The organism is Ornithinimicrobium sp. (assembly GCF_030537745.1).
GTDB lineage: Bacteria > Actinomycetota > Actinomycetes > Actinomycetales > Dermatophilaceae > Ornithinicoccus.
The window spans coordinates 51,489-74,184 of record NZ_JAUNVI010000008.1 but is presented as its reverse complement, the minus strand read 5'-3'; the positions used below and the strand labels follow the sequence as shown (position 1 = coordinate 74,184).

The following is a 22,696-nucleotide window of genomic DNA, read 5'->3' as shown; positions in this document are numbered from 1 at the left end:
CCCTGTGAACATCATCTTGGTGGAGCCCCACTTCCCGCAGAACCAGCGGGAGTTTGCCAGAGCGCTGGCCTCGGTGGGGGCTAACGTGATCGGGATCGGCGAAACCCCCTGGGACTATCTGGACGACCAGCTCAAGAGCTGGATGGTGCACTACGAGCAGGTCGGCTCGGTGACCAACCGGGCGCAGATGACCGAGGCGGTCCGCAAAATCCAGGGCATGGTCTGGATCGACCGGATGGAATCCACCATCGAGGCCCACCAGATGGTGGCCGCCCAGGTCCGGGAGGACCTCGGCATCCCCGGCACGTCGGTGCGCACCACCTGGCTGTGCCGCGACAAGCCGTCGATGAAAGAGGCGCTGCGTCAGGCGGGAGTGCCGACCGCCGCGTCGACCGGCGCCGACAACGCGGACCAGGTCCGCGAGTTTGCCCGCAAGGTCGGCTACCCGCTGATCCTCAAGCCACGTGACGGCGCGGGGGCGGCAGGCACCTCTCGCGTCGACAATGACACCGAGCTGTCTGCGGCGCTGGCGCAGCTGGCCGGCTACGCCTCGATCGCGGTGGAAGAGTTCGTGGAGGGCCACGAAGGCTTCTACGACACGATCGCGATCAACGGCGACGTCGCGGCCGATTTTGCGTCGCACTACTTCCCCGGCGTGCTGGAGGCGATGCGGACGCGCTGGATCTCACCGATGTTCATCGCCACCAACCGGATCGACGGCGGCGGGATGTATGACGAGATCCGCGAGATGGGTGCGCGCGTCATCCGCGCGCTGGGGATCGGGACCTCCGCCACCCACATGGAGTGGTTCTACGGCCCCAAGGGCCTGAAGTTCAGCGAGATCGGCTGCCGCCCACCAGGAGTGGGCTGCTGGGATCTCTACAACGTGTCCAACGACATGGACGTGTATACCGCGTGGGCCGAGGCGATCACGCACAGCCGGATCAGCCAGCCCCTCAGCCGCAGCCACTCCGCGGGCATCATCGCGCTCCGACCAGACCGGGACGGCCAGATCAAGGGATACTCCGGGCTGGAAGAGATCGAAAACCTCTACAGCCGCTGGATCATCGACGCGAGCATCCCCCCGGTGGGCCACCCGACGCAGCCGGTGTCGGCTGGCTTCATGGCCAACGCGTGGGTCCGGATGAAGCACCCCGACTATGACCAGCTGCACGCCATGCTCGACGAGGTCGGTCGCACCGTCCATGTCTATGCTGGCTGAGGACGACGTCCCCCGCATCACGCTGCTCGGCCCCCAGCGCGAACCGCGCCTGGACACCATCGTGGAGGCACTGGGACTGACCGGGCGACACTTTGCGACGATCACCGCCGGGTGGCGTGACCGGGAAGGTGACGACGGGCTCCTCAGCGACCTGCTCGGCGGACGCACCACCAACCTGCGGCTGTGGAGCCTCATGCAGCAGGTGTGGGACGCTGACCCTGAGTTGGAGAAAGCTGACCGTGAGCGTCGCGCGACGATGAGCGAGCTGCAGTCCCTCTACGTCATCGGACTCGAGCATGCTGCGGACGCGCTCTATAAAATCCGCGACTACACCCCGCGAAATCCGTGGGCCCAGGACCTCGCCGTCGCGGACGCCCTCACCATCGTCAGCGCCTTGGACGCCCGGCACCTCGCTAGGGTCGAGGAGTTGCACCAGGACTTCTACGACCGTCACCAGCCGCAGCATCGAGACGCCGTCGTCACGGCCCGATTCGCCGTCGGGCAGGCGTTGAGAGACACTGACGCCATCATCATCCCGGGTGGACACGTGGGGGTGCTGCTCGGTCTGATGCACATGTTCAACCTGGCCCCCGCCCTTGCGCAGTTCGGCCACGACGAGGCGGGACGGCAGGTCTCCACCCCGCGTTTGCACCGACCCATCATCGCCTGGGGGGCTGGCGCGATGGTGCTGACCGAGCGCGTCCTACTCTTCTATGACGACGCCGTTCAGGGGCCGGATGTGGCGGAGATGCTGATGAAGGGCCTCGGCCTGACGCGGGACATCGTCGCACTTCCCTCGCCCAGGGACCGGCTCGACCTCAAGAATGTGCCACGGATGGCCGGGCTGGTCTCTCGAATCGCGCCCGCGCGTGCCCTCCTGCTGGACGAGCGCGTCACGGTCACCCTCGAGGCCGACGGTCGGCTGCCAGCCGGGGCGCGGATCCTCGGCGCCGACGGGACAGTGACGACCTACCAACCAGCGCCTCCTGACCAGCACGAGACGGAGCCGGCTAGCGACACGTCATACCCGGATCATGACCCGCTCAGCACCGACTTCGGAGCGACGACCCCGTGAGCCTGCTACCCCCACCGCTGCCCATCCCGCCGCGCCACAATGGCAAGCTGGCAATCAACGAGCTCAAGGCGCGCGCGCAGCACGGACAGGCGGACATCGACGCCTTCATCACCGGGCGCGTGATTCCTATCGTCGAAGGCCCAAAGTGCACCTTCCTCTATCGCGGCAACGTCGATGCGGTCGCGGTGCGCCACCGCATCGTCAACCAGCCCAACCATGTGCCGATGAAGAAGCTGGAGCAGGTCGAAGGCCCTCCGCTGTGGTACGTCACGATCGAGCTGCCCGCGCACTCGAGGGTGGAGTATCAGATCGAGGTCCGGGTCGGGGCCGCAGTCGAGGTCTTCAACGATCCGCTCAACCCCCATGTCGCCCACAGCCCCGTCGGTTCCTCCAGCGTGCTGCAGGCTGCTGGCTACCAGACGCCGGAGTGGGTGCTGCCGCAAAGCGATGCCCGTCCCGGAGAGCTGATCGACTTCAAATTTGCGTCCAAGGCGCTACGGCGGGTCACCACCAACCGTCTCTACCTGCCGGCACGGTTTCGGCGGTCCAGCCGCTATCCCCTGCTGATCGTGCACGACGGCTCCGACTACATCACCTATGCGGCGATGAAGGCGGTGCTCGACAACCTCATCCACGACCTCGACATGGCCGAGACGATCGTGCTCTTCACCAACTCCAACGACCGGTTGAAGGAGTATCCGAACTATGCGTCCCACGCGCGACACATCGTCCGTGAGCTCCTCCCGGCGGTCGAGGCCAAGCTGCCAGTGATCCCGCGGGCGGACGCGCGCTGCCTGATGGGCGCCAGCTTCGGAGGGGTCGCCTCCCTCTCCACGGCCTTCCGCAACCCAGAAACCTTTGGCAGCCTCTTCCTGCAGTCCGGGTCGTTCGTGTTCACCGACATCGGCAGCGACCACGGGGGCGGCCCAGCCTTTGACCCCGTGGTGAAGTTTATGAACCGCTATCGTGAGAAGCCGCGGAAGGTCGCGGACCGGATGTTTATCACCTGCGGGATCTATGAGCCTCTCATCGTCGCCAACCGCTCCATGGTGCCGGTCTTCGAGTCAACGGGCGCGCAGGTGAGGTATGTCGAGTCCCGCGACGGTCACTCCTGGGAGAACTGGCGGGACCGGCTGCGGGGCGGGTTGTCCTGGATCTTCCCCGGCCCTAAGAAGCTTGTCTATGAATAAACTGAGAAATGTATATATTTTGATAGGAGGCCCTTCATGGCCCTGACATATCTGCTCGTCGACGGCGAGAACATCGACGCGACCCTCGGCAACTCGATCCTGGGCCGGCGGCCCACGCCGGACGAGCGCCCGCGATGGGACCGGCTGCTGAAGTTTGCCGAGAAAACGTGGGGGCAGACCGCGCAAGGCCTGTTCTTCCTCAACGCCAGCTCCGGCCTGCCCATGGCCTTCGTCCAGGCGCTGCGTGCGCTCGGCTATGCGCCGGTGCCGCTGTCCGGCACGGCCGACCAGTCGGTCGTCGACATGGCGATCCAGAAGACCCTCGAGGCGCTCCTGGACCGCGACGACGACGTGATGCTGGTCAGCCACGACGGCGACTTCCTGGAAGCGGTGGAGCCCCTGCTGGGTGGCGGACGTCGCGTCGGCGTGGTCGCCTTCGAGGAGTTCCGTAACCACGGCTTCACCTCCCTGCGATCCAAGGGCCTGGAGTTCTTCGACCTCGAGCACGACACCAAGGCGTTCAACACCACGCTGCCCCGCCTGCGGATCATCCCCATCGAGGAGTTCGACCCGCTGCAGTTCCTCTGACCGGACGGTCGGTCCTGCCACTCCGGACGGCCGGTCCTGCCACACCGGGCGGTCGCCTCTGCCACGTTGCGGGGCCAGCGGCCGGTTTCACCTAGAATCGGGCCGTCCTAGCGCGACCTCGATCGCTCCCGCGAGTGCTTCCACCACTGGCCATGCGCCCTGCGAGCTGTTCCCAAGCACGCTCGCCGTGGTCTCCTCGCCGACGATGTGTGTAGACCGGAACGACGCTCCGGCGTCATACCCCTCCAGGATGAGTGCCTGGTGCCTCGCATGTATCCAGAACCCCATCCCGTATCTCATGTCTTCCTCTGGGACCTCGTGGCGCGGACGCGTCATTTCCTCGACGGTCGTCAGCGACACGATGCGGCCCTCGAGCAGCGCCAGCCAGAATCGGTGCAGGTCATCGGCAGTGGTGAACGCGCCGCCGTCCCCGTTGCCGAGCACCGGCAGGTGCAGCGTATTCACCAGATCGCCCTCGTTGAGCAGGTAGCCGAGCGCGGCATCGGCTGGTAGGTCGTTGAGCGGCAGGAATCCCGTGCGTTTCAGGCCGGCGGGCTCGAGGACCAGGCGCTGCACCGCGTCGTGGTAGGTGCCGCCCGTGGCCCGCTCGAGCAGGACCGCGAGCACCATGTAGCCGCCGTTGCAGTATGCGAACCGCTCGCCCGGAGCGAACTTCGGCAGACGCCCTTCGAGCATCGGCAGGAATGCCTGTGCCGTCGTCAACGTGTGCACCGGAAGAGTGAGGACGTAGTCGGAGATCTCTGAATCGCCGTCCTCATCGAGATAGTCGCCGATCCCCGATGTATGGGTAAGCAGGTGCTCGATCGTGACGCCGTCGTCGATGAGCGGCAGGTCATCGCCGAGCAATCCGCGGACCGGATCTCCGAGCCGCACCACGCCGTTTTCGACGAGCCGCATCACCGCCAGGGCCGTGAATGCCTTGCTGCCGCTGGCTATCGCGATCCGCGCCGCTGGCTTCATCGCCACCCTCAGCGCACGGTGGAGGAAACCCGCGCAATGCTCTAGGACGCGACGGTCTCCCACATCGAGCGTCACCACGCCAGTGAACGCCCGCGCAGCGACCGCTTCGTCGAGCGTCGAGCGTCTACGTCCATGTCATACCTTTCGGAGCCATCGCGCCTTCCGTCTCCGTCACGGCGAAGAGGGAAGATAGAGCTCCCACGCTCCCATATGGATGGCGAACACCGCGCGATCTGACGGGATCGCAACGCGCAGTCCCATGCGGAAGAGGCCCTCCCCGTCATGGGAAGGGCCTCTGATCTCGGTGGAGACTAGGGGGCTCGAACCCCTGACCCCTGCCTTGCAAAGGCAGTGCTCTACCAGCTGAGCTAAGTCCCCTTGATGGGTCGATATGAAGTTGTGGGGCCCGCTTGCCAAGCAGATGCTTGGCCCGGCGAGTTACAGACCAGTCGCGTCGTCGGTGGCCTCGGCCCACAGGTCGCGCTCCGCCCGGGTGTCCTGCATCTTCTTCAGAGCGGCCAGGCCAAAGGCGGCGGCCGCGAGCAAAAGTATGCGCTTCATCGTCGCTCTCCCTCGATCGGTGGACTAGATCCCAGTGGGGATGAAGTGGTGGGCCTAACAGGACTTGAACCTGTGACCTCTTCCTTATCAGGGAAGCGCTCTAACCGACTGAGCTATAGGCCCGAACCTGCGTCAACAGACGCGACGTCCGAGATTACCTCACGCCTCCGCAGCGCGCCAAAACACGGCCGGCCGCAGACCCGCACCCATAGCATCCCTTGTATGGAAGGACATACTTCTACTATGCTGTCCGCCATGCTGATGGAGAGGGACATGGTCGTCTCGTGTCGAGAGTTGCGGATGATGTATGGCGATCGCGTCGTCCTGGACGGAGTCGACCTGGACATCCCTCGTGGGCAGACGGTGGCGCTCCTCGGTCCCAACGGTGCGGGCAAGACGACCACCGTGGAGATCCTCGAAGGGTTCCGTCGCCCTTCGAGCGGGCACGTCGAAGTCCTGGGCCAGGACCCGGCAAGGGCACCGGAGGCCTGGCGCGCACGCGTCGGCGTGGTCCTGCAGAGCTGGCGCGACCACGGCACCTGGAGGGTCCACGAGCTCCTCGATGTGATCGGCGGTTACTACGCGCCCTACTCCACCCCGCAGATCCGTCGCCCGTGGCCCACCGAGGAGCTCCTGGAGAGGGTCGGCCTCAGCGAGCATGCCCGTCAGCGCATCGACAGTCTCTCCGGCGGTCAGCGCCGTCGACTGGACGTCGCCGCCGGTCTGGTCGGGCGCCCCGAGCTGCTGTTTCTGGACGAGCCGACCACCGGGCTCGACCCAGCGGGACGGCGCGATGTCCACGACCTGCTCAGCGATGTCGCCGACCTTGAAACGACGGTCCTGATGACCACGCACGACCTGGCGGAGGCAGAGACGGTCGCCGATCGGTTGCTGATCCTGGCCGGCGGGACCATCGTCGCCGACGGCACTCCTGACGCTCTCCGCCTCGGCCTGTCCCGATCGAGCGAAGTGCGCCTGCGCGATCTGAGCACGGGAGAGGTGAGTGTGCACGCAGAGCCCGACCCCACGGCATACCTGGCCACGGTGCTGGCCACGCGCGCGGACGAGGTGCAGGTCGTCGAGGTCCGTGCCGCGTCCCTTGAGGACGTCTACCTCGACATCGTGCAGCACTCTGACGCGGGGAAGAGTCTCACCCAGCTCGAGGCGTTGGCACCGCGCCCAACGCCGGGCGCTGCGTTGGGAGCCACCCCCGAGGAGACGTCCCGATGACTCGGCCGAGCGTCGCGGCCGCCGTCGTCCGCGCCGCCTGGCGTCAGGCGAGGACGACTCTCGTGCACAAATACACCTCCGCCACCGGCATCACATCAGTGGGCATGGCCCTGGTTGTCCTGGTCGTCTTGTGGTTCGTCCGCGACATGGACTTCCAGGACGGGGCGGTGGCAGCGGGCGGTTACATCTTCACCGGGTTCCTCGCGTTCGGGGTGATCGCAGCCGCGGTCATGGGAGTCTCCGGCGAGCTGCAGACCGAGCGTGAGGACGGCACCCTCCTGCGCGCGAAGGCGGTGCCGCACGGCATGAGCGGTCACCTGCTCGCCAAGCTCATCGTCGCGCCCTTCGACGCGTTGCTGCCGATCCTCCCGGTGGTGATCGGCGCGGCGCTGCTCTTGCCGGGCACCATGCCGACCGACCCATGGCGGTGGCTCCTGCTCGGACTTGTCTTCCTGCTGAGTGTGGCCGCGATGTTGCCGTGGGGCGCGGTGCTCGGGTCGGTGTTCACCTCGATGATCGGCCTGGCGTGGTCGATGATGGCGATGTATGTCGTGGCCGCCGTCTCGGGCGTGTTCTACCCCGTGACGGCACTGCCGGTGTGGTTGCAGTGGGTCGCGCAGGCCACTCCGCTCTACTGGATCGGACTGGCCGTCAGGGCAGTGCTTCTGCCCGAGAGCGCGGCCGCGATCGAGATCGGCGGTCAATGGCGGAGCGGTCTGACGGTCGCGGTGCTGGTCGGCTGGGCGGTCATCGGGCTGGTGGTGGCGCCGATCCTGCTGCGGCGTATGGCCAGGCGTCAGTCGGGCAGCGTCGTCGCCGCTGCGCGTGACCGGGTGCTGAGCAGGGGATACTGACGTCGATGTCGATCACGCCGGAGCAGGTCCACAACCGGATCGCCATGCTGCGTGCAGAGCGGGGGATCAGTCGGCGCGAGCTGGCCGAGGCTCTGGGAGTGCACTACCAGACCGTCGGCTATCTCGAGCGCGGCGAGTATAGTCCCTCGCTGCACCTCGCCCTCCGCATCGCCGGCCACTTCCAGGTGCCCCTCGAGGTGGTGTTTTCCCTGGAGGAGTTCCCGCGGCTGGGCGCACTATCGTGACAGGGCGCTCGCCCGGTCGGCCGCAGCGAGCACGACCCACTCAGGTGAGTGGCGCGTGCCAGGTATGCGGTGCCGCAGCAGGCGCAACCCACTCAGGTGAGTGGCGCGTGCCAGGTATGCGGTGTCGCAGCGAGCACGACGCACTCAGGTGAGTGGCGCGTGCACCGGTGACCGTGTGGTCCCGGCCGTCGAAGCCGGCTGGCTCACTCGTCGGAGAGGGTCACCTGCGCGCCACCAACGAGCGCCGCGCAGATGTTGTAGAGGAAGGCGGTCAGGGTCGCCAGGGCGGTGAGCAGGAAGACATTCAGGACGCCCATCACCGCCGCCAAGGAGATGACCCGACCCACTCCGAGGTAGTCCATCAGATCGAAGGACGCACCACCCGTCTCGCCGCTCGTGACCCGGGTGAAGAAGTCGCTGATCGTGGAGAAGACATTCATCCCCGACAGCACGGTCCACAGCACCGCGATCATGACGACGCCAGCGATGCCGAGCGCCACCGACACCAGGAAGCTGATCTTCAGGACTGACCAGGGATCGACCCGCTGGGCGGTGAGCCGCACCCGGCGCGGACCTCCGCGACGCGGAGCGCGAGGCTGCGGCCGCACCGTGTTGCCGCTGGTGCGAGCGCTGGAACTGCCGGCTGTCGACGTGCCTAGCCCGGAGCCACCCGGCCCCGAACCACCAGCGGCAGAACCAGCAGCCAGCCCACCAACGCGGCCCGAGGCTGCGGACCCCCTGCTGGCGGACGCACCAGCAGCAGAGCCAGAGGCGAGGCCGGCCGTGGCACCGCGCAGGGCGCGTGCGCGACGAGACGCGAGATCACGGCCCTGGGCCGTCCGCGCCATCGCTCCGTCACGCATCTTGGCAGCGGTCGATCGCTCGTCGTCGGCCTGACCATCCGCGTCGCCACCAGCCCGCTCGCGGACGTCGTCGGCACTCACGTCGGCGGAGACTGCGGTCTCATCGCCAGACGTGGTTGAGCCTGCCTGCGCGTCTGTGCTCATGCATCGTCTCCCGTGCCGGAGTCGTCGGTCTGCTCGTTCGAGTCATCCCCGATCGGCTCCTCGAACGGTACGCCATCCGCGCCATCGGCGAGGACTTCCGCGCCGTCCTGCGCCAGCTCGGCACCGCCGGGCTCCGCGCCCTGCACCGGAGCGGCCTGCGTCTCCTCGCCTTCAAGGAGGTCGATCCCATCGACCTCCTCCGCCTCGGCGTTGCGGGCCACCGCGACGATCGAGTCACCCTTGGTGGGGGTCGCAAAGATCACGCCAGAGGTGTCGCGCCCGGTCGCGCGGACCTGGTCGACGGAGGACCGCGTGACATTGCCGCGCTCCATCACGACCATGACCTCGTCGCCCTCATCGACGGTGAGCGCCCCGACGAGGTTGCCGCCCTTCTCGGAGGCCTTGGCGACCTTGATGCCCAGGCCACCACGACCCTGCACGCGGTAGGCCGACACCGGCGTCTTTTTCGCCATACCAGTCTCGAACACGACGAAGACATAGGGATCGTCGCCGTCGTGGACCACCGACATCGCCAACAGGTGGTCGTCCTTGCGAAACCGCATGCCGCGCACGCCCGACGTCGCCCGCCCCATCGGTCGCAACGTCTCGTCGGTGGCCGTGAAGCGCACCGACTGACCCTTGCGCGAGACGAGCAGGATGTCGTCCTCGGAGGAGGAGAGTGCGGCGCCGACCAACTCGTCGCCATCGCGCAGGTTGACGGCGATCAGGCCGCCGCTGCGGTTGGAGTCGTAGTCGGCCAGGCGCGTCTTCTTCACCAGGCCGTTGCGGGTGGAGAGCACCAGGTATGGCGAGGTGTCGTAGTCCGTGATCGCGAGCACCTGAGCGATCTGCTCGTCGGGCTGGAAAGCCATCAGGTTAGCGACGTGCTGACCCTTCCCGGTCGGGCCGCCCTCGGGGATCTCATAGGCCTTGACCCGATAGACCCGGCCGCTGTTGGTGAAGAAGAGCAGCCAGTGGTGGGTGCTAGTGACGAAGAAGTGCTCCACGACATCAGCCGAGCGCAGCGCCGCACCGCGGCGACCCTTGCCGCCACGGTTCTGGGCACGGTACTCCCGCACCGGCGTCCGTTTGGTGTATCCGCCCCGGGTGATCGTGATGACCACGTCCTCCTCGGGGATGAGGTCTTCCATCGACATGTCGCCGTCATAGGGCACGATCTGGGTGCGCCGGTCGTCGGCATACTTGTTGACAATCTCGGCCAGCTCGGTGGAGACGATGTCTCGCTGCTCCTGCGGGTCTGCCAGGATCGCCTCGAAATCGACGATCTGCGCCTCGAGCGCGTCGTGGCGAGCGAGGATCTCCCGGCGCTCCAGCGCCGCCAGGCGACGCAGCTGCAGCTCCAAGATCGCGCGCGCCTGGTCGTCGTCGATGTCCAGCAGCGCCTTCAGCCCGAGCCGCGCCTCCTCGGCATTCGGGCTGCGGCGGATGAGCGCGATGACCTCGTCCAGGCTGTCAAGCGCCTTGAGATAGCCGCGGAACACGTGGATCTGCCGCTCAGCCTCGTCCAGGCGATACTGCGTCCGCCGGACGATGACCTCGATCTGGTGGTCCACCCAGTGCCGGATGAAGGCCGACAAGGGCAGCGTGCGCGGCACGCCGTCCACGAGGGCCAGCATGTTGGCACCAAAGGTGTGCTGCAGCTGGGTGTGCTTGTACAGGTTGTTGAGCACGACCTTGGCGACAGCGTCCCGCTTCAGGACGATGACGAGCCGCTGACCGGTGCGCCCCGACGTCTCGTCGCGCAGGTCGGCGATGCCGTTGATCTTGCCGTCGTTGACCAGTTCGGCCATCTTGCGGGCCAGGGAGTCGGGGTTGACCTGGTAGGGCAGCTCGGTGACCACCAGGCAGGTGCGCCCCTGGATCTCTTCGACCTGGACCACCGCGCGCATGATGATCGAGCCGCGTCCGGTGCGGTAGGCGTCCTCGATGCCGCGACGACCGGTAATGAGCGCGCCGGTCGGGAAGTCCGGCCCAGGGATGAGCGTCAGGAGCTTCTCGAGCAGCTCCTCCTTGCTGACGTCCGGGTGCCTCAGCAGCCACTGGGCACCAGCGGCGACCTCGCCCAGGTTGTGCGGTGGGATCTGGGTCGCCATACCGACGGCGATGCCGGCCGAGCCGTTGACGAGCAGGTTCGGGAAGCGCGCCGGCAGAACGGTGGGTTCCTTGTTCTTGCCGTCGTAGTTGTCGACCATGTCGACGGTGTTCTCGCGGATGTCGCGCACCATCTCCATCGCGAGCGGCGCCATCCGGCACTCGGTGTATCTCGGCGCAGCCGCCGGGTCGTCACCGGGAGTGCCGAAGTTGCCCTGCCCCTGGATGAGGGGGTAGCGCAGGGACCACTCCTGCACCAGGCGCACCATCGCGTCGTAGATAGCGCTGTCGCCGTGCGGGTGGTAGTGACCCATCACGTCGCCGACGACGCGCGCGCACTTGTTGAAGCCACGGTCGGGCCGGTAGCCGCCGTCGTACATCGCGTAAAGCACGCGACGGTGCACCGGCTTGAGTCCGTCGCGGACATCCGGCAGTGCGCGAGCCACGATCACGCTCATGGCGTACTCGATATAGCTCTTCTGCATCTCGTCGTTGAGGTCGACGATCTCGACCTTGTCCGTCTCCCCGGGACTGCGGTCCACGGGCGCGTAGCCCGGGTCCACAGGCTCCTGCTGGGTCTGGTCGCTGCCCCCGTCGTCGGTGGGCAGGTCGGGGGTCTCGTCGTCAGCCATGGATTCCCTTGGTCATTACATGCATGTGCAGGTATGGAGATGGAGCGGGCGCAGCAGCGCCGGCCCCGGTCGGTCTAGATGTCAAGGAAGCGGACATCGCGGGCATTGCGCTGGATGAAGTTGCGTCGGGACTCGACGTCCTCACCCATCAGCACCGAGAAGATCTCGTCGGCGGCGGCTGCGTCCTCCAGGCGCACCTGGAGGAGCACCCGGGTGTCCGGGTTCATCGTGGTCTCCCACAGCTCGGTGTAGTCCATCTCGCCCAGACCCTTGTAGCGCTGGATCCCGGTCTCCTTGGGCAGCCGGCGGCCGTTGGCCAGACCGGTCGCGATCATGGCGTCGCGCTCACGATCGCTGAAGGAGAACTCGTGCTCGGCGTTGGTCCATTTGATCCGGTAGAGCGGCGGCTGCGCGAGGTAGACGTAGCCGGCCTCGATGAGGGGCCGCATAAACCGGAAGAGCAGGGTGAGCAGCAACGTCCGGATGTGCATGCCGTCGACGTCGGCATCGGCCATCAGCACGATCTTGTGATAGCGCGCCTTGGTGATGTCGAACTCTTCGCCGATCCCGGTGCCGAAGCCGCTGATCAGCGCTTTGACCTCCTGATTGACGAGGATCTTGTCGAGCCGGGCCTTCTCGACGTTGAGGATCTTGCCGCGGATGGGCAGGATCGCCTGGTTGTGCGGGTTGCGGCCCCGGACGGCGGAACCGCCAGCGGAGTCGCCCTCCACGATGAAGACCTCGGAGATGGTCGGGTCGTTTGACTGGCAGTCGCGCAGCTTGCCCGGCAGGCCGCCAGACTCCAGCAGGCCCTTGCGCCTGGTGGCGTCGCGCGCCTTGCGAGCCGCCATCCGGGCGGTCGCGGCATGGACTGCCTTGCTGATGATGGCCCTGCCCTCACGGGGGTGGGCCGTCAGCCAGTGGCCGAACTGATCAGTCATCGCGGACTGCACGAAGCCCTTGACCTCGGAGTTGCCGAGCTTGGTCTTGGTCTGCCCCTCAAACTGAGGATCGGCCATCTTGACGGAGATGACGGCGGTCAGACCCTCACGGACGTCATCGCCGGTGAGGTTGGGGTCCTTCTCCTTGAGGATCTTGTGCTCCCTGGCGAAGTCGTTGACCAGCCTGGTCAGCGCGGACCGGAAGCCCTCCTCGTGGGTGCCGCCCTCATGCGTGTTGACCGCGTTGGCGTAAGTGTGGACCGACTCGTTGTAGCCCGTCGTCCACTGCATCGCGACCTCGAGCTCGAGCATCCGCTCGTCGTCCTTGACGTCAAAGGCGATGACCTCATCATGCACCGGCTCGGTCCGCTTGGACTTGTTGAGGTGCATGACGTAGTCGAGCAGCCCGTTGTCGTAGCGGTAGCTGACGTGGCGGGCCTTAGTGACGACTGCCTCGGCCCCTGCGGTCGGCTCACCGACCGGGGTCTCGGACTGGTCCTCGGCGACCTCGTCCTCGTCGACGTCGAGCGCGTCCACCGGTGCGGCCACCCGCGGGCGCTCGTCGGTCAGCGTGATCGTCAGACCCTTGTTGAGGAAAGCCGTCTGCTGGAAGCGCGCCCGGATCGTGTCGTAGTCGAAGTCAGTGGTGTCGAAGATGTCGACGCTGGGCCAGAAGGTGATCGTCGTGCCGGTGTCCTCGGCAGGGATCGCCTCGTCCTTGGACAGGGGAGCGACCGGCACACCGAGGTGATAAGTCTGACGAAAGACGTGGCCCTTCTGGCGGACTTCGACGTCCATCCGCGAGGACAGCGCGTTGACCACGGAGGAGCCGACGCCGTGCAGACCACCGGAGACCTTGTAGCTTCCGCCGCCGAACTTTCCGCCGGCGTGCAGCTGGGTGAGCACGAGCTCGACGGCAGATTTGTTCTCCGCCGGGTGGATGTCGGTCGGGATGCCTCGGCCGTTGTCCTGCACGCGCACCGCGCCGTCCCGCTGGATCGTGACGTCGATGTGGTTAGCATAGCCAGCGAGGGCTTCGTCCACGGAGTTGTCCACGACCTCCCAGACCAGGTGGTGCAGGCCGCGAGGTCCGGTGGAGCCGATGTACATCCCCGGGCGCTTGCGGACCGCTTCCAGTCCCTCCAGCACCGTGATCGTCGAAGCGTCGTAGGCGCCCTCGACGTCGTGCAGCCGAGGGTCAATCTGGTTCGGGACGACCTCCCAGTGCACAGCCGTGGCTAGCTCCGGCGTGGACGCTTGGTCCGGGACTTCGGGTCCGCTCTCAGACACAGTGCTCCTTGACGTGCGGGATGTGGACAACAGATCCATATTACCCGTAGGGGAGCCTCAAACCGTCATTGGACCGGCCTAAAACGGGCTTTCTTGGCCGATCTGAGCAAAGTTTGGGGCCCTTCCTGATCCCCGGCACGAACCACGGGTCCTCAGCGCCCCTACGAGGCCTTCTTGTCACTCACCCGTAGGTGTCGCGCGGGCCCCGTCCACCGGAGGAGAGTCGCCCCTTGCGCCAGGTCGGTCCGCCGGGGGCATGGACCACGATCTCGGTGACCACCCCGATCCCCACCTCGTGCTCGATCCTCGCCAGCACCGTCGAGCAGAGCAGCCTCATCTGGGTTGCCCAGGAGGTTGATGCGGCCCGGACGGTCAGCACCGTCCCCTCGAAGGCGACGACCTCCACGTTGGCGGCGACCGTGGCCCCCACGATCGCGGCCCACCGTCCGACGACGGATCCCACCTGCACGTCACTGTCCCAGCCCCTGCTGGCGACGAGTCGGTCGATCTCAGCTCCGACCTGGTGGGGATCGCGCCGGTCGCCCTCCTTGACCGTCTCTCCCACCGCCCGCTTGCGCCGACCCGCGCCGGCAGGGGCGCCAGGACGCAAGCCTCGGGAGCGTGCGCTGCGGCGGGCCCGGGCCAGGGCGTCGTGAGCGGCGTGCAGCGGGTCATCTTCTGTCGCTGGCTCGTCTGTGGACAGCTCGTCTGTCGCCGGCATACTTGCCGTCGGCTTATGCGCCGTCGCCTCGTCGGTCGCCCTCTCGCCAGCGGAGGGATCGGCCTGGGAAAGTCCGTCGGTGCTGGTCAACGGGGGGTCACCGTGCCCAGCAGGACGTCAAGGATCTGGCCGTCGTCCCCGAGCAGATGCTCCGGGACGTCCTGCGGGACGGCCGCGGTCACCAGGACCTGCTCGACGTCGCCCACCAGCTCGGCCAGCCGGTCGCGCCGTCCGATGTCGAGCTCGGCGAAGACGTCGTCGAGCACGAGCACCGGATCGGTGCCCAGATCATGCTGGAGCAACCGGAACCCAGCCAACCGCATCGACAGCGCCAGACTCCAGGACTCCCCGTGACTCGCGTAGCCCTTGGCGGGCAGATCTCCCAGGGTCAGGAGGAGGTCGTCACGGTGCGGTCCGACCAGGCACACACCGCGTTCCTGCTCCTGGCTGCGAATCTGCTCCATAGAATCGAGCATCGCAGCGACGAGGTCGTCCTGACTGGGGACGTCGCCGGCCGCGACGGCCTCGGTCACCGGCAGTCCCTGCGCCAAGCTGGAGCGGTAGGTGGCATCAGCGGGCGTCTCGCTCTCGCTGATCGTCTGATAGGCCGAGGACAAGTACGGCTTGAGGTCACGCAGCAAGCGAAGACGCGCATAGAGCAGAGCCCCACCGATCCCGGCGAGCTGCTCGTCAAAGACGGCGAGCGTAGTCAACGCCGAGGACCGGGCCTCCTCCAGGCTCTCCCCAGCCGCCAGTCTCGGCCCGGCAAAAGCGTGAGAGCCACTGCGGCCACGCCGCGGTGCCCGCCACAGGTGGGCCGCCGACTTCAGCAGCGCCCCGCGTTGTCGCAGCGCCTTGTCATAGTCGGCCCGGACCCCAGCCCACCGGGGCTGCCTGGCCACCAGCAGATCGTCCAGGAAGCGACGTCGCTCCGACGGGTCTCCCTTGATCAGGGCCAGATCCTCGGGAGCAAAGAGCACCGTCCGCAAGGTGCCCAACACCTCCCGCTGCCTTGCCACGGGCGAGCGGTTGAGTCGAGCTCGGTTGGACCGACCAGGCAGGATCTCCAGCTCCACGAGATTCTCGTGACCGTCGCGGACGACAGTCGCGCGCACGATGGCGCTGTCCGCACCGGCCCGCACCAGGGGAGCATCCGCAGCGACGCGATGGCTGGCCAGCGTGGCGACATACCCGGCCGCCTCAACCAGGTTGGTCTTGCCCTGGCCGTTGCCGCCGAGCAGCACCGTCACCCCGGGCCTGAGCGCGACCGACGCCGAGGGATAGCTGCGGAAGTCGGTGACCTCCAGGTGGCTCAGGTACACCGCGTGATCGAGCGCCTCAGGCGTGATCGGTCGCGTCGCGGGTGCCCGAGGTAGGACCATCGGTGTCCGTCGTCGACCCCGTGCCGCTGGACGGGCCCGCGTCGGAGGCCCCGGAACCCGACGACTGTGGTGGAGCGCTGTGGCCACCATCCTGCTTCGCCTCGGCGCCTTGGTGCACCTCGACCTGCCCTTCGTCCAGCCGCGGGTCATCAAGCAGCTTCACGGCGTGGCCACCGAACTGGCCGCGCAACGCAGAGACCATCTGCATCGCCGGGGAGTTTTCCTGCCGGCTGGCGAAGCGCGCAAACAGCGCAGCGCTGATGACCGGCATCGGGACCGCCATCTCGATGGCTTCCTCGACCGTCCAACGGCCTTCGCCGGAGTCGGTCGTATAGGCGCTCACGCCTTTGAGCTCGGGGGTCTCGTCCAGCGCCTTGACCAGCAGGTCCAACAGCCAGGAGCGGACGACGGTGCCCCGGCTCCAGGCCTGGAAGCAGCCCTTGACGTCCTTGACGATGTCCTTGGCGGCGAGCAGCTCATAGCCCTCGGAGTAGGCCTGCATGAGGCCGTACTCGATGCCGTTGTGCACCATCTTGGCGTAGTGCCCGGCACCGACCTCGCCGGCGTGGACGAAGCCTTCCTCCCGCGGACCCTCTGGGCGGAGTGCGTCGAAGATGGGCATCGCGATCTCGACGTGCTCCGGTCGGCCGCCGCACATCAGGCCGTAGCCGTTCTCCAGTCCCCAGACACCGCCGGAGACGCCGCAGTCGACATACCCGATGCCCTTGGGCGCCAGGATCTGGTCGAGCTCGACATCCTCGGTGAACTTGCTGTTGCCGCCCTCGACGACCAAGTCACCCTCGGAGAGCAGCTCACCCAGCGTCTCGACCGTCGTTCGCGTCGGCTTGCCGTGGGGCACCATCACCCAGACCACCCGCGGAGCGTCGAGCTCGGCGACCATCGCCTCAAGGCTGTCCGCGTCGCGCAACTTCTCGTCGAGGTCGTAGCCGACCACCTCGTGGCCCGCGCGCCGCAGCCGGTCGCGCATATTGCCACCCATCTTGCCCAGGCCGATCATGCCGATCTTCATGCTGGTTCGCTCCTCTGGGTGTCCGGATAGGTCAATACAGTTGGTGCGTGCCCACCCTGTGTCAGCCGGCGAACCGGACCGGCATCAGGACGTAGCGATAGGACTCGTCGGACTCGCCGTCGATCTCGGTCTGGCCGGAGATCACGGCGGGCCGGGAGGGCTGGGTGAAGGAGAGGCGAGTGAAGGGGGCGTTGAGGACCCCGAGCCCGTCAAGCAAGAACTGCGGGTTGAACGCGATCTCGACGTCGGGGCCGGTCAGCGTCGCCTCGACCGCCTCGCTGCCCTGCGCGTCATCACCGGTGCCGGCCTCGATCGCGACCTGACCTTCGGTGAACCGGAGCCGGACAGGGGTGTTGCGCTCCGCGACCAGGGCCACGCGGCGCACCGCCTCGATGAGGGAAGCGGTGTCAACCACGGCCACCGTGTCCACGCTGGTCGGGAAGATCGAGGTGACCTTGGGATACTCACCGTCCAGCAGTCGGGTGGTGGTGCGCCGCTGACCGGCCTCGAAGCCGACCAGTCCGTCGCTGCGCTGGTCGTCGCCGAAGGCGACGTGGACGGACGCGGCCGCACCGAGGGCCTTCGCGGTCTCGGACAGGGTGCGCGCCGGGATCAGGCTGACGTGGCTGGCGTCAGGATTGTTGGGGCTCCACGTCAACTCGCGCATCGCTAGGCGATAGCGGTCGGTGGCCAGCATGGTGATCTTTTCGCCCTCGATCTCCACGCGGACACCGGTGAGGATCGGGAGGGTATCGCCCCGGTCGGCAGCCACCGAGACCTGGTGGACGGCCTGGGTGAAGACGTCGCCAGCGACGGTGCCACTGGATTCGGCCTGCGAGGGCAGCTGTGGATAGTCGGTCACCGGCATCTGGATGAGCGAGAACCGGCTCGAGCCACAGGTCAGCTGTACTTTGGCGCCGTCCGTGGCGATCTCCACCGGCTTAGCCGGCAGGTTGCGGGCGATGTCGGACAGGAGTTTGCCGAGCACCAGGACCTGACCGCCCTCGCTCACCTCTGCCTCGATGGTGACCGTGGCCGACACCTCGTAGTCGTAGGCCGACAACGTCAAGGTGCCTTCCTCGGCAGCCGTCAGCAGGACACCAGCAAGCACGGGCACCGGGGGCCGGCTGCTCAGGCCGCGAACGACCCAGGCGACGGCCTCGGAGAGGACCTCGCGTTCGACACGAAATTTCACGACACACGGCCTTTCGGCTCACACGGAAACAGGCAACCAGCACCGCCACGCCTCCGGACAGACAGCGTGCGGAAGTGCAGCATGTCACGACTCTCGTCTCGTAGTCCATGTGGGTGCTCCGGTAGTCCTTTGTCATTCGGCACGGAGCGCGCTGTCCCCAGGGACGTGGGACGAGATCTCATAGTTGAGGGTACTCGTCGTAGTCATAGGGCCTGTGGACACTGTGGATAACTACATCGGGGAGGGTATGTCGTCGCAGGTCCGATGCCGTTCGGCGCGGGGGTTCCCGATGTGCACAGGCGGGGGACATCCGTGGGACCCGCGAGGTCGTGCTGTGGAGGACCTGACCCGGTCCACAGGTCTGGTCGGCAGACCTCGGTGTTATCCACAGGTTGACCTGCATCGATACGCAGGACGTCCCCCGGTTGTGCACACGCCGTCGAAGGTGTGATGGATCGAGTCGGAAGGGAAGAATGTGACGACGGTGAACAGGTGAGCAACAACCCACAGGGTTATCCACAGGTGTGGATAAGAGGGAGACGCACGGCGTCAGCGGATGGACGCCTTGCGGATGATGCCGGTGAGCTCGCTGATCTGGTCGTACAGCGCGCGCCTTTCACCGATCAACTGGCGGATCTTGCGCTCGGCATGCATCACGGTGGTGTGGTCCCGGCCGAACTCCCGGCCAATCTGTGGCAAGGAGTTCTCGGTGAGCTCACGACACAGATACATAGCGATCTGTCGGGCATTGACCAGGGCCCGGGAGCGTGATGTCCCGCACAGGTCGTCGACCGAGATCTGGAAGTAGTCGGCAACCTCGGTGATGATCGTCGGCCCGGTGATCGCGACCGACTCAGCGCTGGGGATGATGTCCTTGAGGACGTGGGCGGCCAGCTCGGCGTTCGGGGGACGGTTGGACAACGACGCGAAGGCCGTGACGCGGATCAGGGCACCTTCGAGCTCGCGGATGTTGGTGGCGATCTTGGTGCCGATCAGCTCCAGCACCTCGTCCGGCAGCTCCATCCGCTCCTGAGCAGCCTTCTTCTTCAGGATCGCGATGCGCGTCTCCAGGTCCGGCGGCTGCACGTCGGTCAACAGGCCCCACTCAAACCTGCTGCGGAGCCGCTCGGCAAAACCAGACAATCGCTTCGGGGGCTGGTCGGAGGTGATCACGACCTGCTTCTCGGCGTTGTGCAGCGTGTTGAAGGTGTGGAAGAACTCTTCGACCGTCTGTTCCTTGCCCTGCAGAAACTGGATGTCATCGACGAGGAGGAAGTCGACATTGCGATAGCGCCTTTGGAAGGCACCGGCCTTGTCGTCACGAATGCTGTTGATGAAGTCGTTGGTGAACTCCTCGGAGTTCACGTAGCGGACGCGGACGCCGGGATAGAGGTTGCGGGCGTAGTTGCCGATCGCGTGCAGCAGGTGCGTTTTGCCCAGGCCGGACTCACCATAGATGAACAACGGATTGTAGGCCCGCGCAGGTGCCTCGGCCACGGCGAGTGAGGCCGCGTGCGCAAAGCGGTTGGAGCTGCCGGAGACGAAGGTGTCGAAGGTGTACTTCGGGTTGAGGCGGGACTCCTCGGCGCTGGTGGCCGGCGCGGAGTTCGCCCTGCTCCCGGTCGGGGAGGGCGCTAGCCTCTGCGGATCGTCGAGGCTGCCCGGCCCACTCCCAGAGTGATCGACCATGTAGCCCGGACGGGTCGAGTCCCGGTCCTGCGTCGCCCCCGGGTCCTCACTGCCCTCCTGCTCGATCTGCCGGCGCAGGTCGTCATCGACGGTGATGGCCAGGCGCACCTCGTGCCCGATCTGAGCGGAGAGCGCGTCGACGATGGGCTGGCGCAGGCTGGTCTCGAGGATGTCCTTGGTGTGCGGGTAGGGCACGGCCAGGAGAGCGGTGTGGTCCAGGAGGCCCAGGAGCCTGGTCAGGCCTAGGAAAGCCCGCTCCCGCGGGGCCAGGCCGGTCTCTTCCAGGGAGTTAATGACGTGTTGCCACACGGCGGAGGTGTCGACCGCGGGCTGCTGAGTCATAGTGTCGCAATCCTCTGGGTCGGTGCGAGGGAACATCCACAGAGTTATACACAACCTGTGGATAACTCAGTGGACAACGGTGACGAAAGCGTGACGTTAACAAGGACGACGGCCTGTGGCAAGTGCACTGTCGGGTGATTCTTCCACTCTGCGGCGTGTCGTGCAGTGCGAGCGACGCGATAGACCGACCATAGCGGGTTCGGTAGTTGTCCGGACGTGCCCGGGTCTGCAGTTTGACCCGCAGGAGCGGCTCCCGTACCGTGGGGTAAGCCGATCTTCCGGACACTTTCGCCTGCCCATGGGTCACGCGTTTTGGCGAGTTCACCCGTCAAAACTTCGAGACTGCCCCTGGGTTGTCGTGGGTGGCCGACTGAGCTCGGTCCCTACCAGACCACCAGGTCGTCGCCGGTCGATTCCGACGGGCCTGATCCACGGACGCAATCACGTCCCTGTCTCCGGAGCACCCAGCCATGAGCAAGCGCACGTTCCAGCCCAACAACCGCCGCCGCGCCAAGAAGCACGGCTTCCGTCTGCGTATGCGGACCCGCGCCGGTCGCGCGATCCTGACCGCCCGCCGTCGCAAGGGCCGCGCCGAGCTGTCCGCCTGAGTCGGCTGACGACTCAGGCGGTCGCATCTCTTTATGCTTCCCCAGCGTCACCGTCTGACCAACCCAGCGCACTATCGCGCCGTGATGCGGGGCGGCGACGGTAGGCGTAGGCAGCGCGCGGGCACTGACCTCTTGGTCGTGCATGCGGCTCTCGACGACGATTCTGCACTCACGCGCCCACCGCGCGTGGGATTTGTGGTGTCCAAGAGCGTCGGCAACTCGGTCGTGCGGCACCGTGTCGTGCGACGCTTGCGTGCCCTCGTGGCGGGAAGGCTGGAGGGTATGGCGAACGGGTGCGACTTTGTGGTGCGCGCGCAACCCGCCGCGGCGACGTCCACCTCGGATCAACTGGGAGAGGCACTTGACCGGGCGCTACGACGGATCGCCAGGTCGTGCTCAGCGGGTGTGCGATGAGTGGTGCGCGATGAGTAACGACCTGAGGGATGCGCACCGTGGTGGTGTCCCCCACGGTGAGCATCGAAGTGTGAGCGCTCGGCCTCTTATCTGGCTGGTCATCCTCTACCAGTGGACGATTTCCCCCATCCTGGGGCCAGTCTGTCGTTACTACCCCTCCTGCTCGGCCTACTCGCTCACCGCTCTTGAGCGGTTCGGCCTGATCCGCGGCACCTGGCTCACGATCCGTCGGCTGCTGCGATGCCACCCGTTTGCACCCGGGGGCGTCGACCATGTCCCGCCCCGTCCCGACGAGGGCACCCCACCTAGCCACGTCCACACCAAGCAGGGCCTCATCAGCCCCGCGGTGTCCACCCCGGTGAGCCCAGCTCACCATTCACGCTGAGGACCCCATGGGATTCTTCGACACGCTGCTGTTTCCCTTCATCTGGTTCAACTCGGCCATCCTGGTGGGCTTTGAATGGGCCTTCGTCAGGCTCGGCATGTCCGACACGAGTGGATGGACCTGGGTCCTGGCCATCGTGGGACTGGTCATCACGCTGCGAGCGATGCTGACGCCGCTGATGGTCAAGCAGATCAAGAGCCAGCGGCGGTTGCAGATGGTGCAGCCAGAGCTGATGAAGATCCAGAAAAAATACAAGGGCAAGAAGGACCAGGCGTCGCAGAAGGCTTTCCAGGAGGAGACCTTCGGGCTCTATAAGGGAGCGGGCGCGAACCCGTTCAGCGCATGTCTGCCGATTCTGATCCAGATGCCGTTCTTCTTCGCGCTCTTCCGGCTGCTCAACACCGCCAAGGCGGTCTCGCTCGGCACCGCCGAGCCGATGGGACTCTTCTCCACCGAGCTGGCTACCAAGATGGCCAACTCGGAGATCGTCAGCGCGGGCCTCACCTCAACCTTCCTGCACGACCAGGACTTGTCGGCCAAGATCCTGGCTGCAGTCTTGATCGTGATCATGTCGCTGACGCAGTTCGTGACCAGCCACCAGATCATGCGCCAGAACATGTCCGAAGAGGCGCTCAACAGCCCCATGGCGCGTCAGCAGCGGATGCTGATCTACCTGCTGCCGATCATCTTCGCGGTCACTGGCGTGAACTTCCCGATCGCCCTGCTCATCTACTGGACGGTGAGCAACTTCTGGACGATGGGACAGCAGTTCTTCATCATTCGCAATATGCCGTCACCCGGGACTCCGGCAGAGGTCGCCTACCGCGCCCGCATGGAACGCAAGGGCAAGGAGCCGGTCGGCATCCAGCTCAAGAACCCAAACCTGATGGCCGAGCGGGCAGCCGTGCAGACCGATGGTGACGAAGCGCGGGCAAGCCGCCAGCGCGTCCAACCCAAGAGCAAGAAGCGCGCCAAGCGCCGCTGACCTCCCCCTCAGACTGT

General features: G+C 66.4%; 20 protein-coding genes, 2 tRNA genes and 1 pseudogene. 11 read left to right on the top strand and 12 right to left on the bottom strand.

Going from position 1 to position 22,696, the window contains the following annotated elements:
- Positions 1–4: 4 nt before the first annotated feature.
- The 4 genes from Q4P07_RS03445 to Q4P07_RS03430 are packed head-to-tail and all read left to right on the top strand — an operon-like array spanning position 5 to position 4,075.
- Complete coding sequence (locus Q4P07_RS03445; RefSeq protein ID WP_303373497.1) at positions 5–1,222, top strand: acetyl-CoA carboxylase biotin carboxylase subunit family protein; 1,218 nt, start codon at positions 5–7, stop codon at positions 1,220–1,222.
- Positions 1,206–2,297 (top strand): hypothetical protein, encoded by a 1,092-nt coding sequence (locus Q4P07_RS03440; RefSeq protein ID WP_303373496.1) that lies wholly within the window; start codon positions 1,206–1,208, stop codon positions 2,295–2,297. Before Q4P07_RS03445 ends, Q4P07_RS03440 begins: the two co-directional genes overlap by 17 nt.
- A complete protein-coding gene (locus Q4P07_RS03435; RefSeq protein ID WP_303373495.1) occupies positions 2,294–3,487 on the top strand; it encodes an alpha/beta hydrolase-fold protein in 1,194 nt (397 codons plus the stop codon). The genes Q4P07_RS03440 and Q4P07_RS03435 overlap by 4 nt, the downstream gene beginning before the upstream one ends.
- A 36-nt stretch (positions 3,488–3,523) precedes the next feature.
- Positions 3,524–4,075 (top strand): NYN domain-containing protein, encoded by a 552-nt coding sequence (locus Q4P07_RS03430; RefSeq protein ID WP_303373494.1) that lies wholly within the window; start codon positions 3,524–3,526, stop codon positions 4,073–4,075.
- Positions 4,076–4,162: 87 nt separating this feature from the next.
- Here the strand turns inward: Q4P07_RS03430 and Q4P07_RS03425 are convergent.
- The 4 genes and pseudogenes from Q4P07_RS03425 to Q4P07_RS03410 all read right to left on the bottom strand — a co-directional run.
- Positions 4,163–5,164 (bottom strand): annotated as a pseudogene (locus Q4P07_RS03425) (serine hydrolase domain-containing protein); the annotation flags it as partial.
- A 197-nt stretch (positions 5,165–5,361) separates the two neighbouring features.
- Positions 5,362–5,434: transfer RNA gene (locus tag Q4P07_RS03420), tRNA-Ala, on the bottom strand.
- Between the two features lie 60 nt (positions 5,435–5,494).
- A complete protein-coding gene (locus Q4P07_RS03415; protein ID WP_303373493.1) occupies positions 5,495–5,617 on the bottom strand; it encodes a DLW-39 family protein in 123 nt (40 codons plus the stop codon).
- Between the two features lie 46 nt (positions 5,618–5,663).
- A tRNA-Ile gene (locus Q4P07_RS03410) sits at positions 5,664–5,740 on the bottom strand.
- A 132-nt stretch (positions 5,741–5,872) separates the two neighbouring features.
- On the opposite strand from Q4P07_RS03410, the gene Q4P07_RS03405 reads away from it, so the two are divergent.
- From Q4P07_RS03405 to Q4P07_RS03395, 3 genes are read left to right on the top strand one after another with little or no spacing between them, the layout of a single operon-like run.
- Positions 5,873–6,847 (top strand): ABC transporter ATP-binding protein, encoded by a 975-nt coding sequence (locus Q4P07_RS03405; RefSeq protein WP_303373492.1) that lies wholly within the window; start codon positions 5,873–5,875, stop codon positions 6,845–6,847.
- Positions 6,844–7,701, top strand: coding sequence for an ABC transporter permease (locus Q4P07_RS03400; RefSeq protein ID WP_303373491.1), 858 nt, complete (start codon positions 6,844–6,846; stop codon positions 7,699–7,701). Before Q4P07_RS03405 ends, Q4P07_RS03400 begins: the two co-directional genes overlap by 4 nt.
- A gap of 5 nt (positions 7,702–7,706) precedes the next feature.
- Positions 7,707–7,946, top strand: coding sequence for a helix-turn-helix transcriptional regulator (locus Q4P07_RS03395; protein ID WP_303373490.1), 240 nt, complete (start codon positions 7,707–7,709; stop codon positions 7,944–7,946).
- A gap of 203 nt (positions 7,947–8,149) precedes the next feature.
- Here the strand turns inward: Q4P07_RS03395 and Q4P07_RS03390 are convergent, their stop codons facing one another.
- The 8 genes from Q4P07_RS03390 to dnaA form a co-directional block, all read right to left on the bottom strand.
- Positions 8,150–8,953 carry a DUF3566 domain-containing protein gene (locus Q4P07_RS03390; protein WP_303373489.1) on the bottom strand — a complete coding sequence of 268 codons (804 nt, stop codon included), beginning with the start codon at positions 8,951–8,953 and terminating at the stop codon, positions 8,150–8,152.
- Positions 8,950–11,697, bottom strand: a complete 2,748-nt coding sequence (gyrA, locus tag Q4P07_RS03385) for a DNA gyrase subunit A (RefSeq protein ID WP_303373488.1) — start codon at positions 11,695–11,697, stop codon at positions 8,950–8,952. Before gyrA ends, Q4P07_RS03390 begins: the two co-directional genes overlap by 4 nt.
- A gap of 74 nt (positions 11,698–11,771) precedes the next feature.
- Positions 11,772–13,967: a DNA topoisomerase (ATP-hydrolyzing) subunit B gene (gyrB, locus tag Q4P07_RS03380; RefSeq protein ID WP_303373487.1), complete on the bottom strand. Its 2,196-nt coding sequence runs from the start codon at positions 13,965–13,967 to the stop codon at positions 11,772–11,774.
- 142 nt (positions 13,968–14,109) lie between these two features.
- Positions 14,110–14,739 carry a DUF721 domain-containing protein gene (locus tag Q4P07_RS03375; RefSeq protein WP_303373486.1) on the bottom strand — a complete coding sequence of 210 codons (630 nt, stop codon included), beginning with the start codon at positions 14,737–14,739 and terminating at the stop codon, positions 14,110–14,112.
- Positions 14,736–15,971 carry a DNA replication/repair protein RecF gene (gene recF / locus Q4P07_RS03370; RefSeq protein WP_303373485.1) on the bottom strand — a complete coding sequence of 412 codons (1,236 nt, stop codon included), beginning with the start codon at positions 15,969–15,971 and terminating at the stop codon, positions 14,736–14,738. Before recF ends, Q4P07_RS03375 begins: the two co-directional genes overlap by 4 nt.
- A 16-nt stretch (positions 15,972–15,987) precedes the next feature.
- Positions 15,988–17,061 carry a phosphogluconate dehydrogenase (NAD(+)-dependent, decarboxylating) gene (gene gnd / locus Q4P07_RS03365; RefSeq protein WP_303373484.1) on the bottom strand — a complete coding sequence of 358 codons (1,074 nt, stop codon included), beginning with the start codon at positions 17,059–17,061 and terminating at the stop codon, positions 15,988–15,990.
- Positions 17,062–17,122: 61 nt separating this feature from the next.
- Positions 17,123–18,256, bottom strand: coding sequence for a DNA polymerase III subunit beta (gene dnaN, locus Q4P07_RS03360; RefSeq protein WP_303373483.1), 1,134 nt, complete (start codon positions 18,254–18,256; stop codon positions 17,123–17,125).
- Between the two features lie 549 nt (positions 18,257–18,805).
- Positions 18,806–20,287: a chromosomal replication initiator protein DnaA gene (gene dnaA, locus Q4P07_RS03355; protein WP_303373482.1), complete on the bottom strand. Its 1,482-nt coding sequence runs from the start codon at positions 20,285–20,287 to the stop codon at positions 18,806–18,808.
- Between the two features lie 470 nt (positions 20,288–20,757).
- Between dnaA and rpmH the strand changes: the two genes are divergently transcribed.
- From rpmH to yidC, 4 genes are all read left to right on the top strand, one after another.
- Entirely contained in the window at positions 20,758–20,895 is a 138-nt protein-coding gene (rpmH, locus tag Q4P07_RS03350) for a 50S ribosomal protein L34 (RefSeq protein ID WP_303373481.1), read from the top strand.
- Between the two features lie 33 nt (positions 20,896–20,928).
- On the top strand, positions 20,929–21,309 hold the full coding sequence (rnpA, locus tag Q4P07_RS03345) for a ribonuclease P protein component (RefSeq protein WP_303373480.1): 381 nt from the start codon (positions 20,929–20,931) through the stop codon (positions 21,307–21,309).
- Between the two features lie 70 nt (positions 21,310–21,379).
- The gene (gene yidD / locus Q4P07_RS03340; RefSeq protein WP_303373479.1) at positions 21,380–21,694 is read left to right on the top strand and encodes a membrane protein insertion efficiency factor YidD; all 315 of its coding nucleotides are present in this window, start codon (positions 21,380–21,382) and stop codon (positions 21,692–21,694) included.
- 7 nt (positions 21,695–21,701) lie between these two features.
- The gene (yidC, locus tag Q4P07_RS03335; protein WP_303373478.1) at positions 21,702–22,679 is read left to right on the top strand and encodes a membrane protein insertase YidC; all 978 of its coding nucleotides are present in this window, start codon (positions 21,702–21,704) and stop codon (positions 22,677–22,679) included.
- Positions 22,680–22,696: the final 17 nt, after the last annotated feature.